Annotated in this window: 13 protein-coding genes and 1 pseudogene; 7 read left to right on the top strand and 7 right to left on the bottom strand. The window is 73.8% G+C overall.

What is annotated here, in order from left to right:
• The first annotated feature begins 537 nt into the window (after positions 1-537).
• Both ABT084_RS36700 and ptsP read left to right on the top strand, forming a co-directional pair.
• Positions 538-987, top strand: a complete 450-nt coding sequence (locus ABT084_RS36700) for a PTS sugar transporter subunit IIA (protein WP_351053831.1) — start codon at positions 538-540, stop codon at positions 985-987.
• Between the two features lie 74 nt (positions 988-1,061).
• A complete protein-coding gene (gene ptsP / locus ABT084_RS36695) occupies positions 1,062-2,732 on the top strand; it encodes a phosphoenolpyruvate--protein phosphotransferase (protein WP_351053829.1) in 1,671 nt (556 codons plus the stop codon).
• Positions 2,733-2,852: 120 nt separating this feature from the next.
• Here the strand turns inward: ptsP and ABT084_RS36690 are convergent, their stop codons facing one another.
• A complete protein-coding gene (locus ABT084_RS36690) occupies positions 2,853-3,797 on the bottom strand; it encodes a DUF8829 domain-containing protein (RefSeq protein ID WP_351053827.1) in 945 nt (314 codons plus the stop codon).
• A 57-nt stretch (positions 3,798-3,854) separates the two neighbouring features.
• A complete protein-coding gene (locus ABT084_RS36685) occupies positions 3,855-5,837 on the bottom strand; it encodes an acetoacetate--CoA ligase (protein WP_351053824.1) in 1,983 nt (660 codons plus the stop codon).
• A 261-nt stretch (positions 5,838-6,098) separates the two neighbouring features.
• On the opposite strand from ABT084_RS36685, the gene ABT084_RS36680 reads away from it, so the two are divergent.
• Positions 6,099-8,471 (top strand): glycoside hydrolase family 31 protein, encoded by a 2,373-nt coding sequence (locus tag ABT084_RS36680; RefSeq protein ID WP_351053822.1) that lies wholly within the window; start codon positions 6,099-6,101, stop codon positions 8,469-8,471.
• 173 nt (positions 8,472-8,644) lie between these two features.
• Here ABT084_RS36680 and ABT084_RS36675 read toward each other — a convergent pair whose 3' ends face one another.
• Positions 8,645-9,154: an NUDIX domain-containing protein gene (locus ABT084_RS36675; RefSeq protein WP_351053819.1), complete on the bottom strand. Its 510-nt coding sequence runs from the start codon at positions 9,152-9,154 to the stop codon at positions 8,645-8,647.
• 23 nt (positions 9,155-9,177) lie between these two features.
• Here ABT084_RS36675 and ABT084_RS36670 point away from each other — a divergent pair, with 23 nt between their 5' ends.
• The 4 genes from ABT084_RS36670 to ABT084_RS36655 all read left to right on the top strand — a co-directional run bounded on the left by ABT084_RS36670 (position 9,178) and on the right by ABT084_RS36655 (position 12,003).
• Entirely contained in the window at positions 9,178-9,864 is a 687-nt protein-coding gene (locus ABT084_RS36670) for a M15 family metallopeptidase (RefSeq protein WP_351053816.1), read from the top strand.
• A gap of 13 nt (positions 9,865-9,877) precedes the next feature.
• Positions 9,878-10,216 carry an Mpo1-like protein gene (locus ABT084_RS36665; RefSeq protein ID WP_351053813.1) on the top strand — a complete coding sequence of 113 codons (339 nt, stop codon included), beginning with the start codon at positions 9,878-9,880 and terminating at the stop codon, positions 10,214-10,216.
• Positions 10,217-10,285: 69 nt separating this feature from the next.
• Positions 10,286-10,807 (top strand): Zn-ribbon domain-containing OB-fold protein, encoded by a 522-nt coding sequence (locus ABT084_RS36660; protein WP_351053810.1) that lies wholly within the window; start codon positions 10,286-10,288, stop codon positions 10,805-10,807.
• Positions 10,804-12,003: a lipid-transfer protein gene (locus ABT084_RS36655; RefSeq protein WP_351053807.1), complete on the top strand. Its 1,200-nt coding sequence runs from the start codon at positions 10,804-10,806 to the stop codon at positions 12,001-12,003. Before ABT084_RS36660 ends, ABT084_RS36655 begins: the two co-directional genes overlap by 4 nt.
• Positions 12,004-12,237: 234 nt before the next feature.
• On the opposite strand, the gene ABT084_RS36650 is transcribed toward ABT084_RS36655, so the two are convergent.
• The 4 genes and pseudogenes from ABT084_RS36650 to ABT084_RS36635 form a co-directional block, all read right to left on the bottom strand.
• Positions 12,238-12,858: a GTP-binding protein gene (locus ABT084_RS36650; protein ID WP_351053804.1), complete on the bottom strand. Its 621-nt coding sequence runs from the start codon at positions 12,856-12,858 to the stop codon at positions 12,238-12,240.
• Complete coding sequence (locus ABT084_RS36645) at positions 12,839-13,318, bottom strand: DUF742 domain-containing protein (protein ID WP_351053801.1); 480 nt, start codon at positions 13,316-13,318, stop codon at positions 12,839-12,841. The genes ABT084_RS36650 and ABT084_RS36645 overlap by 20 nt, the downstream gene beginning before the upstream one ends.
• Before the next feature lie 10 nt (positions 13,319-13,328).
• A complete protein-coding gene (locus ABT084_RS36640) occupies positions 13,329-13,769 on the bottom strand; it encodes a roadblock/LC7 domain-containing protein (protein ID WP_330329341.1) in 441 nt (146 codons plus the stop codon).
• Positions 13,766-14,180, bottom strand: a pseudogene (locus ABT084_RS36635) (hypothetical protein); the annotation flags it as partial. The pseudogene ABT084_RS36635 and the gene ABT084_RS36640, both read right to left, overlap by 4 nt.

Genomic DNA, 14,180 nt, shown 5'->3' with positions numbered 1-14,180 from the left:
GGAACGGACGCTTCCTTTGTACTCACCCGCAGTATCACTACTGGGGCTTTCCTCCGGGCTTCGTTCTTCGTTTCCGACTCTATCAGACTCTTTCGCGTCCGATTCCCGGTCGAAACGGGATCTTGCTATTTGCTTTCCAGGTTTACGCTTTCGCGTTTTCCTTTTCGGCGAGCCCCACTCTATCAGCGCTTTTCCTGCTTCCCGACCACTCCCCCGTCAGCCGACAGGCAGACGGAAAGAAGGGGGGCTGAAGATCAGCGATCAAGAGGAGGGGTCCCGTCCATCAGCATTTCGTGAGGTGTTCACACGACGCGTCCTGGCGGGAGTCACGACAGTACAGGCCCGCCGATGCCCGTGCAAATCGATTCAGGCGTATGGTCTAGTCCACTAGGCCGTCGCGGAAGCGCGTAGGGCCCCTGTAAAATGGGGCAGTTCGTGCGGAACCGGGACGTCCCATGACTTACCCTTCTCAAAGTACGCCGTCCAGGACAGGTTGTGACGGCGACACGTAGCAGCCCCACCCCTGGGAGGCCCCCCATGACCAGCGTCTCGTCCCCACTCGCCGGGACCGCCATCGGACTCGCGGCAGTGCCCGATCCGGTGTTCTCCGGCGCCATGGTGGGTCCGGGCACCGCCATCGACCCCGCGCGTGACTCGACGGAGGCGGTGTCCCCCGTCGACGGCGTGGTCGTCTCCCTGCACCCGCACGCCTACGTCGTCGTCGACGCCGAAGGCCACGGTGTGCTCACGCACCTCGGGATCGACACCGTCCAGCTCAACGGCGAGGGCTTCGAGCTCCTCGTCAACAAGGGCGACACCGTGCAGCGCGGCCAGGTCGTCATCCGTTGGAACCCGGCCGCCGTCGAGGCCGCGGGCAAGTCCCCCATCTGCCCCGTCGTGGCGCTGGAAGCGACTCCCGACTCCCTCTCCGCCGTCGTCGAGGCCGGAGACATCAAGGCCGGGGACGCCCTCTTCGGCTGGCAGTGACGCATCCGCCTGCGCGGGCGAATCGGATATCCAACGCGGTGGGTGGACCCGCCGCTCAATCGGAGACGGGTGAAATGGAGACAACGCTGCGAGGCGTCGGCGTGAGCCACGGTGTGGCGATCGGCGAGGTTCGGCACATGGGTACGGCGGTTCTCGAGCCGCCGGCCAAGCAGATCGCCGCGGAGGAGGCGGAGCGCGAACAGGGGCGCGCCCGTCAGGCTGTGGACGCCGTGGCGGCCGACCTGATCGCGCGCGGGCAGCTGGCCGGTGGCGAGGCCCAGCACGTGCTCGAGGCTCAGGCCATGATCGCTCAGGACCCTGAGCTGATGGCCGACGTCGACCGTCGGATCGCTGTCGGGAGCACCGCCGAGCGCGGTGTGTACGACGCTTTCGCCTCCTACCGCGAGCTGCTCGCGGGGGCCGGCGAGTACATGGCCGGCCGCGTGGCCGACCTGGACGACGTACGCAACCGCATCGTGGCCCGCCTGCTGGGCGTGCCGATGCCGGGCGTGCCGGACAGTGACGAGCCGTACGTGCTGATCGCGCGGGACCTCGCTCCGGCCGACACCGCGCTGCTCGACCCGGCGCTGGTCCTCGGTTTCGTGACCGAGGAAGGCGGCCCGACCAGCCACAGCGCGATCCTCGCGCGGGCGCTGGGCGTGCCGGCCATCGTCGCCCTTCCGGGTGCCGGTGAGATCCCCGAGGGCACCGTGATCGCCGTGGACGGCAGCACCGGTGACCTGTTCGTGGACCCGACTCCGGAGAAGCGCGCGGAGCTGGAGGCCGCGGCCGCCGAGCGCAAGGCGGCGCTGTCCGCGTCGTCCGGTCCGGGTGCCACGTCGGACGGTCACAAGGTGCCGCTGCTGGCCAACGTCGGTGGTCCGGCGGACGTGCCGGCCGCCGTGGAGGCGGGGGCGGAGGGTGTGGGCCTGTTCCGCACCGAGTTCCTGTTCCTGGACGACAGCAAGAAGGCGCCGACCGAGGAGAAGCAGGTCGAGGCGTACCGCGCCGTGCTGGAGGCCTTCCCCGAGGGCCGTGTCGTGGTGCGCGTCCTGGACGCGGGCGCCGACAAGCCGCTCGACTTCCTGACCCCGGCCGACGAGCCGAACCCGGCTCTGGGCGTGCGGGGGCTGCGGTCGCTGCTGGACCACCCGGAGGTGCTGCGCACGCAGCTCACCGCGCTGGCCAAGGCTGCCGAGGGGCTGCCGGTCTACCTCGAGGTCATGGCCCCGATGGTGGCCGACCGCGCCGACGCCAAGGCGTTCGCGGACGCCTGCCGCGAGGCCGGTCTGCGGGCGAAGTTCGGCGCGATGGTGGAGATCCCCTCCGCCGCACTCCGGGCGCGCTCGATCCTGCAGGAGGTCGAGTTCCTGTCGCTGGGCACGAACGACCTGGCGCAGTACGCCTTCGCCGCCGACCGTCAGGTCGGTGCGGTCTCCCGCCTCCAGGACCCGTGGCAGCCCGCGCTGCTCGACCTGATCGCCATGTCGGCCGAGGCCGCCAAGGCGGAGGGCAAGAGCTGCGGCGTCTGTGGCGAGGCCGCTTCGGACCCGCTGCTGGCCTGTGTTCTGACGGGTCTGGGTGTCACCTCCCTGTCGATGGGTGCCGCCTCGATTCCGTACGTGCGCTCCGCGCTCGCGAAGCACACGCTCGCCCAGTGCGAGCGGGCCGCCGCCGCGGCGCGCGCCGCCGACAGCGCCGAGGAGGCCCGCGTGGCCGCCCAGGCGGTGCTGTCCGGGGAGTAGCCGGGGAGCAGCCGGGCCCCCCGCGAGGGGGTGCGGTCGGTAGGAGGGGCCTTCGCCGGTGGCGAGGGCCCCTCGGTCGTGTCCGGGCCCGGTCCGTTCAGTGCGGTGCGCCCGGTCGGTTCAGTGGGGCGGCCCCGGCTCGTCCACCTCGTAGCCCGGGCAGTATTCGACGCCCGGCTCCGGGGGGACCGGTTCCCCGGTCTCGGCGTCGGTGCAGTACGCGTTGAAGACGGCCGCGGCGGAGAGGGCGACCAGGCGGCCGCGGTCCAGGCGCCAGCCGTGGACCCGGTCGCGGGGGTCTCCGGCGGTGGTGCGCAGGACGAGTCCGCCGGGGCCGCCGAGGGCGAGGCCGGTGGCCAGGACGGTCACGAAGTCCAAGTTCTCGCCGGCGTCGACGCGCGGCGGGGTGGCGCCGTCGTCGGTGGTGTCGGCGTGCAGGACCGAGACGAGCTGTTCGTCCTCGGTGGGGACGCTGCACACCAGGTGGTGGTGGCCGGGTCCGGCCCGCTCCAGCAGCCGTCGCAGGATCAGGCCCGCCCGCTCGAAGGAGGCGTGGCCGATGTCCTCCCCGCAGTCGGCGCAGCTGCCGACGCCGGAGAGCAGGAGGGTGGCGTACTCCCAGGTGGCCTGCCGGACGGCTTCGTCCACGAGCCGCGGCAGGAGGGCGCGCAGCGGGCCGTCTCCGTAGGCCAGTCCCGCGGCGGTGCCGGCCAGCTCGGCGGTGAAGCGGGTCCGGGAGGCGGGGGTGTCGGGGTCGATGCCCCGCTCGGCGCAGTGGCCGGCGTACTCCTCGGGGTCGAAGAGGACGACGGTGGTGTGGATGCCGCGGCGGGCGAGGGACCGGAGCAGGGCGTCGACCTGGGTGAGGTAGTCCTCGTGGTCGTCGAAGGCGAAGCTGCGGTAGCCGCGCATGGCCGCGAAGTCCCCGGGATCGGCGACGAGGCCGATGGTGCCAGGGATTTCGCGGCGCAGGCCGCGGCGGGCGCGGGAGGTGGCCCCGCCGCCGCGGCCCCGGTCGCGGGTGCGGGTGCTGCTGGTCCTGCCGGTGTTCTTCGTGTCTGCCATGGCTCCCCCTGAGTGGCACGGTCGATGCTCACTCAGCGTAACCACGGGCACTGACAGTCACCCCTGGCGGCGGGTGCGGGCCAGCTCCTCGTAGAAGTGGAGGAGGTCCAGGTTGTCCACGGAGCCCGGGTTCACGGCCTTGGCCAGGGGCGCGCCCTGGAGGAGGCGCTTGACGGGGACCTCGATGCGCTTGCCGGTGAGGGTGTGCGGGACGCCCGGGACCTCGATGATCTCGTCGGGGACGTGGCGCGGGGAGAGCTCCTCGCGGATCGTCGCCTTGATCCGGGCCCGCAGGTCCTCGTCGAGGGAGGCTCCCGGCACGAGGTGGACGAAGAGCGGCATCCAGTACCCGCCGTCCGCCTCCTCCAGGCCGATGACCAGCGATTCCTTGATCTCCGGCAGCCGCTCCACCGCCTCGTAGATGTCGGCGGAGCCCATGCGCACGCCCTGGCGGTTGAGCGTGGAGTCGGAGCGGCCGTGGATGACGACCGAGCCGTGGTCGGTGATCGTGATCCAGTCCCCGTGCCGCCAGACGCCGGGGAACATGTCGAAGTAGCTGTCGCGGTAGCGGCTGCCGTCGGGGTCGTTCCAGAACCGGATCGGCATGGACGGCATGGGGTTGGTGACGATCAGCTCGCCGACCTCGCCGATGACCGGCTTGCCCGCCGGGTCCCACGCCTGGAGGTCGGTGCCCAGGCACGCGGCCTGCAGCTCGCCGATGTGGACGGGCAGGGTGGGGACGGCGCCGGCGAAGCAGCTGCACACGTCGGTGCCGCCGCTGACCGAGGCGATCCACAGGTCCTCGGCCACCTCGTCGTGGAGCCAGCGGAAGCCGTCGGGCGGGAGCGGGGATCCGGTGGTGGCCACGCACTTCACTGAGGAGAGGTCGAAGTCGCGCGACGGGTGGACCTCGGCCTTGCGGCAGGCCATCACGTAGGCGGCCGAGGTGCCGTACAGGGTGGCCTTCGTGCGCTCCGCGATCCGCCACTGGGCGCCGGTGTCCGGGTAGCCGGGGCTGCCGTCGTAGAGGACGACGGTGGTGCCGGTGAGCAGGCCGGAGACCAGGAAGTTCCACATCATCCAGCCGGTGGAGGTGTACCAGAAGAACCGGTCCTCCGGGCCGAGGTCGCAGTGCAGGCCGAGCTGCTTGAGGTGTTCGAGCAGGATGCCGCCCTGCGACTGGACGATCGCCTTGGGGAGCCCGGTCGTGCCGGAGGAGTACAGGACCCACAGCGGGTGGTCGAAGGGGACCGGTTCGAAGACGGGCTCCGCGTTCCCCGCGGTGAGGGCGGACCACTCGAGGGCGCCGTCGGGCGCGGGCGTGCCGAGCAGCGGGATGTGGACGACGGCGCGCAGCGAGGGGAGGTCGGCCCGGAGTTCGGCGACGGTGTCGCGGCGGTCGTGCTCCTTGCCGCCGTAGCGGTAGCCGTCGACGGTGAACAGGACGACGGGTTCGACCTGCTGGAAGCGGTCGAGGACGCTGCGGGCGCCGAAGTCGGGGGCGCAGGAGGTCCAGACGCCGCCGACGGCGGCGGTGGCGAGGAGGGCGACGACGGCCTCGGGGATGTTCGGGAGGTAGCCGCTGATCCGGTCTCCGGGGCGCACGCCGAGGGCGCGCAGCTCGGCGGCGAGCGCGCCGACCTGGCGGCGCAGCTCGGCCCAGGTCACGGGGACGGGCTCGTGGGTCTCGTCGACGTGGAGCAGGGCGGCCTCACCGGCGCGCGCCGGGTCCTCGCCCGCGCGCAGGGCGTGCTCGGCGTAGTTGAGGGTGGCGCCGGTGAACCAGCGGGCGCCGGGCATGGTCCGGTCGGCGAGGACGGACGTGTAGGGGGTGGAGAAGCGGACGTCGAACCACTCGGCGACGGCCTGCCAGAAGGTGTCCAGCTCGTCCACGGACCAGCTGTGCAGGGCCGGGTACCCGCCGGTGGCGGGGGCGCCGTGGCGCTCGGCTGCCCAGGCCTGGAAGGCGGTGATCCGGGCGGCCGCGATCCGGTCGGGGCCCGGCGCCCACAAGGGTTCCGGCGAAGTGGCTGAAGTCATGGGTCGGCTCCCGGTCGGTCTCTGCGGCTCGCGCTTCGTGTGCGTGGGCGTGTACTCGTGCGTGCGGTGGCGCGTGTGGGTGCGCCCGTGTGCGTACGGTGCCATCGCGCGGGGGTGTGCGCGCGGCGGCTCACAGGGACCATGCCATGTGATCGACATCCGCACCAGAGCCGCCGGGGGCGGCCCGGTGTGATCCGTTCAAGGGTGAACGGCAGCTGAACGCGGCCCGCTCGGCCAGGGGCCGGTGGCAGAGTGCGCGGCATGAACGGTCGTGATCTGGTGCGTGCGGTCAAAGACATCGGTACGGCGCGCGGGCGGCGCGCCTGGCGCTCGGCCTGGCGCCACCGGCGCACGGACGCGGTGGGGCTCGCGCGCCGGGGCGCGGAGCGGGCGCGGGTGCCGGGGCTGCTGACCGGTACGGAGCCCCGCCCGGGCGGGGGCGTGCTGCGCTTCGCGCGCTCGGAGCTGCTGGTGCGGGTGACGGTGGGCGGCGCGGTGTTCTGGGGCTGGGACGGCGCGGAGCCGGCGCCGTCGTACGCCGTGCTCGGCTCGGGGCCGGAGCCGGATCCGCGCGCGGTGCTGGAGCCGGACACCGGGGGTGGCTGGCGGGTGGTGTCGGAGCGGGTGACGGTGGCGGTGTCGCGCCACGGCCAGGTGGAGGTGCGCACGCCGGGCGGGACGGTGCTGCGGCGGGAGCGGCCGCCGCGGTGGTGGGAGCCCGTCCAGCCGGTGGCGGCGGAGGGGGGCGCGGGGGCGCGCTGGATGGTGCGTTCCGAGGTGCCGGCCGACGCACGGTTCTTCGGGCTGGGTGGCCGGGCCTCGGGGCCCCGGCTGCGGGACGGGACCTACCGGCTGTGGAACACCGATCCGCGGGGCGGTTTCGGGCCGGGTGACGATCCGCTGTACATCACGATGCCGGTGCAGCTGGTCGTCGCCGACGCGGGGACGCACATGGTGTTCTACGACGACACCTGGGACGGGCGGGTCTCGCTGCGCGAGGGCGAGGAGGGCGCCGGTTCGGGCCCGGACCGGCCGGGTGTGAGCGAACTGCGCATGGACGGCGGGCCGTTGCGGTGCTGGGTGCTCGTGGGCACGCCGGCCCGGGTGCTGCAGGGGTGGGCGGGGCTGACGGGTGCGGCCGCGGTGCCGCCGGAGTGGGCGCTCGGTTACCAGCACGCGCGGTGGGGTTTCGGGAGCGCGGCGGAGGTGCGGCGCGTGGTGGAGGGGTACGTGGCGCGGGGGATCGCGCTGGCGGCCGTACACCTGGACATCGACCACTACGACGGGCACCGGGTGTTCACGGTGGATCCGCGGCGCTTCCCGGATCTGCCGGGGCTGGCGCGGGAGCTGCGGGAGCTGCCGGGGGGCGGGGTGCGGCTGGTGTCGATCGTGGACCCGGCGGTGAAGGCGGGGCCGGGCGAGGAGCTGTACGCGGCCGGGGTCGCAGTGGGCGACGCGGGGGCGTTCGTACGGGACGCGCGCGGGCGGGAGGTGCGGGGCGAGGTGTGGCCGGGGAGCTGCGCGTATCCGGACTTCACCGATCCGGCGGTGCGGGAGTGGTGGGGCGCTCTGTACGGGGAGCGGCTGGCCGCGGGCTTCGCCGGCGTCTGGCACGACATGAACGAGCCGGTCTCCTTCACCCCGCTCGGGGACATGACGCTGCCGAGGTCCGCGCGGCACGCGATGGAGGGGGCGGGGGGCGACCACCGGGCCGCGCACAACGTGTACGCGCTCGGGATGGCGCGGGCCGGGTACGAGGGGCTGGTGCGGCTGCGGCCCGGGGAGCGGCCGTTCCTGTTCTCCCGGTCGGGGTGGGCGGGGATGCAGCGGTACGGCGGCACCTGGTCCGGGGACGTGGAGACGAGCTGGCCGGGGCTGCGGGCCTCGCTGGCGCTGGTGCTGGGGCTGGGGCTGTGCGGGGTGCCGTATTCGGGGCCCGACGTGGGCGGCTTCGGGGGGTCGCCGTCGCCGGAGCTGTATCTGCGGTGGCTGCAACTGGGTGCGTACCTGCCGTTGTTCCGGACGCACGCGGCGATCTGGGCGGGGCGGCGGGAGCCGTGGGAGTTCGGGCCCGAGGTGGAGGAGCACGCGCGGGCGGTGCTGGCCGAGCGGGAGCGGCTGCGGCCGTACTTCGTGACCCTGGCGCATCTGGCGCGGCGGACGGGGGCGCCGTACGTGCGGCCGCTGTGGTGGGGGGCGCCGGAGGAACGGGGGCTGCGGGACTGTGAGGACGCGTTCCTGCTGGGGGACGCGCTGCTGGTGGCGCCGGTGCTGGAGTGCGGGGCGGACCGGCGGGCGGTGCGGCTGCCACGGGGGCGCTGGTACGACACGGTGACGGGGGCGGTGTACGAGGGGCCGGGCCAGGTCCTGCTGGACGCTCCGCCGGGGCGGATCCCGGTGCTGGCCCGGGCGGGCGCGGTGATCCCGGTCCGGGCGGAGGACGGCTCGGTGGTGCTGGAGGTCTGGGCTCCGGCGCGGGGCCGTACGGGCGGTGGTCTGGTGGTCCGCGATCCGGGGCCGGGTTTCGAGCCGGGCCGGGTGGAGCGGTACACCTCGCGGTGGGCCGGGGATGAGGTCGTGGTGGCGGTGGAAGGCGGTGACCTTGTCACGGGCGTGACGGTGCGGGGGGCTTAGGAGGGTGGGCGGCCGGGGTGCGGGAGTGGGGCGCGGGGGTGGGCGCGGGTTCAGGATCGGGGCTCCGCCCGGGGCCCCGCGCCTCACACGCCGGCGAGGCTGGACGCGCCTCTGGCCGAGGCCGGAGTCGGCCCCGGGCGAGGCTGGATGTGGCGGGGTTCCGGCCACCGGCGTCAGGCGTACTTCCCTGCGAACCAGGCGGTGGCCACCTGGGTGTGGAGGGGGAAGGCCAGGAGGGCCGGGGTGCGCAGGATGTGCCAGCCCGTCGTCTCGTCCGTCGGGGTGGACGCCGGCAGGTCCGCGGCGGGGCGCTCGGGGAGGAGGCCGAAGACCAGCAGATGGCCCGCCGGGGAGCTGAGGGTGTCGGCGAGGGCGACGTCCGCGGCCGGGGCGTGGATGCCGGTCTCCTCGCGCAGCTCGCGGACCACCGCCTCGCGCCAGTCCTCGCCGTAGTCGATGAAGCCGCCGGGGAGCGCGACGCCGCCCCGGGCCGGTTCGATGGTGCGGGTGATGACCACGAGGCCGGCGCCGAGGTCGTCCCGTACGGGGAGCAGGGTCACCGCCACGGGCGTGGGGTTGCGGTAGGCGGTCGCCCCGCAGGCGGCGCACGTACGCGGCCAGTCGGTGGTGGCGAACGGAGATCCGCAGGCGGAACAGTGCGAGTTCATCAGCGGCGCGGGCATCCCGCGATGGTAGACGAAGGGGCATGAGAACACTGGCTGTTGTCCTGGTGGTCGCCTCGGTCGGAGCGTCGGCGGCGGGGTCCGCCCCGGACGCCTTCGTGGCCCTGCGCGCGGTGGATCCGACGATCCGGCAGGAGATGCGGTACGCGGGGCCTGACAATTTCACGGGTGCGGCGGTCGACGGGTACGAGGAGCCCGTGTGCCTGCTGGCCCGGCCCGCCGCCGAGGCGCTGGCGCGGGCGCAGCGCGCGCTGCTGGCGCGCGGGTACGCGCTGACGGTGTACGACTGCTACCGGCCACAGCGGGCCGTGGACCGCTTCGTGCGGTGGGCCGGGGACCCGGCGGACCAGGGGACCAAGGCGGTGTACTACCCCCGGGTGGAGAAGGACCGGCTGATCCCGGAGGGCTACATCGCGGCGCGTTCCGGGCACAGCCGCGGCAGTACGGTCGATGTGGGCCTGGTGCGCCTCCCGCTCGGGCGGCCGGTGGATTTCGGGACTCCCTTCGACTTCTTCGATCCCCTGTCGCACACGGACGATCCGCGGGTGACGGGGGCCGCGCGGGAGAACCGGGACCTGCTGAGGCGGGTGCTGGCGGACCGGGGTTTCGTGAACCTGCCCGAGGAGTGGTGGCACTTCACCTACCGGCCGGAGGCCTTCCCGGACACGTACTTCGACTTCCCGGTCTCTGTCGGCTCGGTCGCGCCGTGAGTACGGTCCGGGCATGACCTTCGACTCGTACGAGGAATTCTGGCCCTACTACGTCGCCATGCACTCCCGGGCCGCGACCCGCTGGGTGCACCTGGGCGGCACCCTTACCGGGCTCGCCCTGAGCGCCTACGGGCTGGCTCGGGGCCGCAGGCGCTACCTGGCCGCGCTGCCGCTGATCGGGTACGGGACGGCGTGGCCCGCGCACTTCCTGATCGAGGGGAACAATCCGGCGACCTTCGGACATCCGGTCTGGTCGCTGCGCGGGGACGCGCAGATGATCCGGATGATGCTGGCCGGGCGGGACGCGGAGCTGGCGGCGATCGCCGGGAAGTGGCTCGCCGCCAACCGGTGACCCGGAGGGGCCCGGCGTGACAGACTCCTGACGGTTCGTCAGATTCAACCGTCGCTGTCAGGAGGGGTCTTGGGACGCACGCGTACACCCGTCGTGAGCGGGTGGTTCACCGATACCGGAGCGGAGGCGGGCGCGGAGGAGGGCTTCCGGCTGCTCGGCACCCGCTGCACCGCCTGCGCCGCCGTGTACTTCCCGCGGGAGGACGCCTTCTGCCGCAACCCCGGCTGCGCGGGCGGGGGCCAGCTGGCCGAGGTGCCGCTCTCCCGGCGCGGCCGGGTCTGGTCGTACACCGACGGGCGCTACCGGCCCCCGGCCCCCTACGTCTCCGACCCGGAGCGGCCCTGGACTCCGTACACGCTGGTCGCGGTGGAGCTGGAGGCCGAGCGGATGGTCGTCCTGGGGCAGGCCGCGCCCGGGGTGGGCGTGGCCGATCTGGCCGTCGGGATGGCGGTCGAGGTGGTGCCGGGGGTGCTCAACGAGGACGCGGACACGGGGACCACCTGGACGACCTGGCACTTCCGCCCGGTGGCCGGGGCCGGCGGCGATGACGAGGATGCCGCCGGCGGCGACGAGGGCGGGGTGCGGGCATGAGCGGCGCCGACGTGGCGGTCCTCGGGGCCGGGATGCATCCGTGGGGGAAGTGGGGGCGCAGCTTCGTCGAGTACGGGCGGATCGCGGCCCGGGCCGCGCTCGCGGACGCGGGGCTCGACTGGACCGACGTCGGGTCGATCGTGGGCGCCGACACCGTGCGCTCGGGCTATCCGGGATACGTGGCCGGGGCGACCTTCGCGCGGGCGCTCGGCTGGCAGGGCGCCCGCGTGACCAGCGTGTACGCGGCCTGCGCCTCCGGGGCGCAGGCGATCGGGGCGGCCCGGGCGCAGATCCTGGCGGGGCTGGCCGACGTGGTGCTGGTGGTGGGCGCGGACGCGGCACCCAAGGGGTTCTTCGCCCCGGCGGGCGGGGACCGGCCGGACGATCCGGACTGGCTGCGCTTCCGGGTGCTGGGGGCGACCAATCCGGCGTACTTCGCGCTGTACGCGCGCCGGCGCATGGCCCTGTACGGGGACACCGGCGAGGACTTCGCCCTGGTGAAGGTGAAGAACGCGGCGGCCGGGCTGCTCAATCCGAACGCCCGCTACCGCAAGGCCGTCACCGCGGAGGAGGTCGCCGCCTCGGCGGTGGTGGCCGATCCGCTGCGGCTGCTGGACATCTGCGCGACCTCGGACGGGGGCGCGGCCCTGGTGCTGACCAGCATGGACTTCGCGCGGGCGCGCGGGGTCCGCGATCCGGTGCGGATCCGGGCGGTGTCGACGGTGACGCCGACCTATCCGCGCACGGTGCTCGATCTGCCGGACATCGCCACGGATTCCGCGGTGGGCACCGCCGCGGGGGCGGACACCGGGTCGTTCCGGTCCTCGATCGCGCGGGCGGCGTACGAGGAGGCGGGACTCGGGCCCGACGACCTGTCGCTCGCCGAGGTGTACGACCTGTCCACCGCGCTGGAACTGGAGTGGTACGAGGACATCGGCCTGTGCGGGGAGGGCGAGGGCGCGAAGCTCGTCCGGGAGGGGGCGACCGCGCTCGGCGGGCGCGTGCCGGTCAACGTGAGCGGCGGGCTGGCCTCCTTCGGCGAAGCCGTACCGGCCCAGGCGATCGCCCAGGTGTGCGAGGTGACGTGGCAGCTGCGCGGCAGCGCCGGGGACCGCCAGGTGCCCGGGGCGCGGGCGGGGATCACCGCGAACCAGGGGCTGTTCGGGCACGGGTCGGCGGTCATCGCCGTACGGTGAGCGGCCGGGGGCGCGGGCGGCGTACGCCGTGAACAGGGGCTGTTGCGCGAACGCTTGACGACCCCCGGTGGCGGGTTCACACTGCCTGCACGGTCGCGCGCCCCGAGCGGGCGCGGGCCGCCGGACCCCCCATGTGAGCCGCGGTCCGTACCCCAGTCGGCGGGGGTACGGGCCGCCTCCATGCAGGGGTCCCGGCGCCGGGAATCCCGGTGGCCGGGGGACCTGCGGCCGCCGTCAGGCCCGGGTCGGGCTGCGGCGGGCGCGGGCCAGGGACATGGCGTGTTCCACCACCCCCACCAGGACGTCCTTCACCGATTCCCGGTCGCGCGCGTCGCAGATCAGCACCGGTACCTCGGGGTCGAGGTCGAGGGCCTCCCGTACGGTCACCACCGGATGGCGGTCGGCCCCGTCGAAGCAGTTGACCGCGACCACGAAGGGCAGCTCGCGCCGCTCGAAGTAGTCGACGGCGGCGAAGCAGTCCGCGAGCCGGCGGGTGTCGGCGAGGACGACCGCGCCCAGCGCTCCCGTGGCCAGCTCGTCCCACAGGAACCAGAAGCGGTCCTGGCCCGGCGTGCCGAACAGGTAGAGGACCAGGTCGTCGCGGAGCGTGATCCGCCCGAAGTCCATCGCGACGGTGGTGGTGCTCTTGCCCTCCACTCCCGCGATGTCGTCCACCGCGCGGCCCGGCTCGGAGAGCTGTTCCTCGGTGCGCAGCGGGCGGATCTCACTGACCGCGCTGACCAGGGTGGTCTTGCCCACCCCGAAGCCGCCCGCGACCAGGATCTTCAAGGTCAGCGGTTCGACCGGCGACACCGCGTGCATGGCACCGGTGCGGCTAGAGCGCCCGAAGGCCATCTATCACCTCACGCAGAATGGACTCGTCCGGAAGTTCCGCGGGCGGGACCGGCCGGGTCACGTGGACCAGTTCGTCGTCGACCAGGTCGCCGATCAGGACGCGGACGACCCCGACCGCGAGGTCGAGTTCGGCCGCGAGTTCGGCCACCGACTGGGGCCGTTCCTTGCAGAGCCCGAGGATGTGGGCGTGTTCGGGGGACAGGGTCATGTCCCAGACCGGATCGTCCGCCGCCGCTTCGGCGACGACGAGCGCGATCAGGTCGAGACGGTGCTGGCCGGCATGGCTCGTCCGGCCGCGGGTCATCGCGTACGGGCGGACCACGGGGCCGGCGTCCGCGTCGAACCAGGCGGCCTGGTGGGCGGGATGAGCCGGGTTCGCCGGGTGCGCGGGGTGAGCCGGGTGCGCGGGCGCGCTGCCGAATGCGGGCGTGTGGTCGGGTTCGTGGCCTGAATCCCTCATGCCGTGCGGATCACCCTCCGGCTGGCAGCCCGGTGCGCGGTGCGGTCGCCAGGTGGACGCCGACCCGCTTGACCATCAGGGTCATCTCGTACGCGACCTGTCCGACGTCCGAGTCGGCGTCCGACAGCACCGCGAGGCAGCTGCCGTCGCCCGCGGCCATCACGAACAGGAAGGCCTCGTCCAGCTCCACCACGGTCTGGCGGACCTGGCCGGACTCGAAGTGCCGTCCGACGCCCTTGGCGAGGCTGTGGAATCCGGAGGCGACGGCGGCCAGGTGCTCGCTGTCCTCGCGGGTCAGGTCCTTGGAGGTGCCGGTGGGCAGGCCGTCGCCGGAGAGGACGACCGCCTTGCGGATGCTGGCCACCCGGTCGACCAGCTCATCCAGCAGCCAGTTCAGCTGCCCGGGGCCACGGCCCCGGGAGTCGTTGCCTGCGGTCTGCGGTGCGGTCATCGACCGTCCCCCTCGTTCTCGTGCTCGGGACCGGTGCCGGCAGCGCTGTCGGCACCGGACCCGGCCTGCTCTGCGTGCTGGTCGCGGGCTGCGGTCCAGCCGCGCTGGAGTGCGGACATGCGCGTACGTACGGTCTCCGCGTCGCGGTCCGCGACCGGGTCGGCGGTGGCGTCGGCGGGCGCGGGGGCGGGGGCGTTCTTGAGCTGGGGCGCGAGGTTGGCCTGCCGGACCCTGCGGGGCAGGCCGCCCGGGCCCGCGGGGGCGGCCGGTCCGGGGTCCGCCGCGGGGGCGGGGGCGGGGGCCGGCGCGGGCTGGGGGTACAGCCGGCGCTTGTCCCCGATCTCGACGATCCGGCCGAGGTACATCACCGCGACCCGGTCGCTGACCCGCTTGACCACCGACAGGTCGTGC

The sequence above is a fragment of the Streptomyces sp. NPDC002138 genome, from assembly GCF_040296485.1.
Taxonomy (GTDB): domain Bacteria; phylum Actinomycetota; class Actinomycetes; order Streptomycetales; family Streptomycetaceae; genus Streptomyces.
The sequence above is the reverse complement of the archived record's forward strand: the minus strand, read 5'-3'. Positions and strand labels throughout refer to the sequence as shown.

Bases quoted from the DNA above. Each gene is read 5' to 3' on its own strand.
- ABT084_RS36700 (WP_351053831.1), top strand. From the start codon at position 538: ATGACCAGCGTCTCGTCCCCACTCGCCGGGACCGCCATCGGACTCGCG.
- ptsP (WP_351053829.1), top strand. From the start codon at position 1,062: ATGGAGACAACGCTGCGAGGCGTCGGCGTGAGCCACGGTGTGGCGATC.
- ABT084_RS36690 (WP_351053827.1), bottom strand. From the start codon at position 3,797: ATGGCAGACACGAAGAACACCGGCAGGACCAGCAGCACCCGCACCCGC.
- ABT084_RS36685 (WP_351053824.1), bottom strand. From the start codon at position 5,837: ATGACTTCAGCCACTTCGCCGGAACCCTTGTGGGCGCCGGGCCCCGAC.
- ABT084_RS36680 (WP_351053822.1), top strand. From the start codon at position 6,099: ATGAACGGTCGTGATCTGGTGCGTGCGGTCAAAGACATCGGTACGGCG.
- ABT084_RS36675 (WP_351053819.1), bottom strand. From the start codon at position 9,154: ATGCCCGCGCCGCTGATGAACTCGCACTGTTCCGCCTGCGGATCTCCG.
- ABT084_RS36670 (WP_351053816.1), top strand. From the start codon at position 9,178: ATGAGAACACTGGCTGTTGTCCTGGTGGTCGCCTCGGTCGGAGCGTCG.
- ABT084_RS36665 (WP_351053813.1), top strand. From the start codon at position 9,878: ATGACCTTCGACTCGTACGAGGAATTCTGGCCCTACTACGTCGCCATG.
- ABT084_RS36655 (WP_351053807.1), top strand. From the start codon at position 10,804: ATGAGCGGCGCCGACGTGGCGGTCCTCGGGGCCGGGATGCATCCGTGG.
- ABT084_RS36650 (WP_351053804.1), bottom strand. From the start codon at position 12,858: ATGGCCTTCGGGCGCTCTAGCCGCACCGGTGCCATGCACGCGGTGTCG.
- ABT084_RS36645 (WP_351053801.1), bottom strand. From the start codon at position 13,318: ATGAGGGATTCAGGCCACGAACCCGACCACACGCCCGCATTCGGCAGC.
- ABT084_RS36640 (WP_330329341.1), bottom strand. From the start codon at position 13,769: ATGACCGCACCGCAGACCGCAGGCAACGACTCCCGGGGCCGTGGCCCC.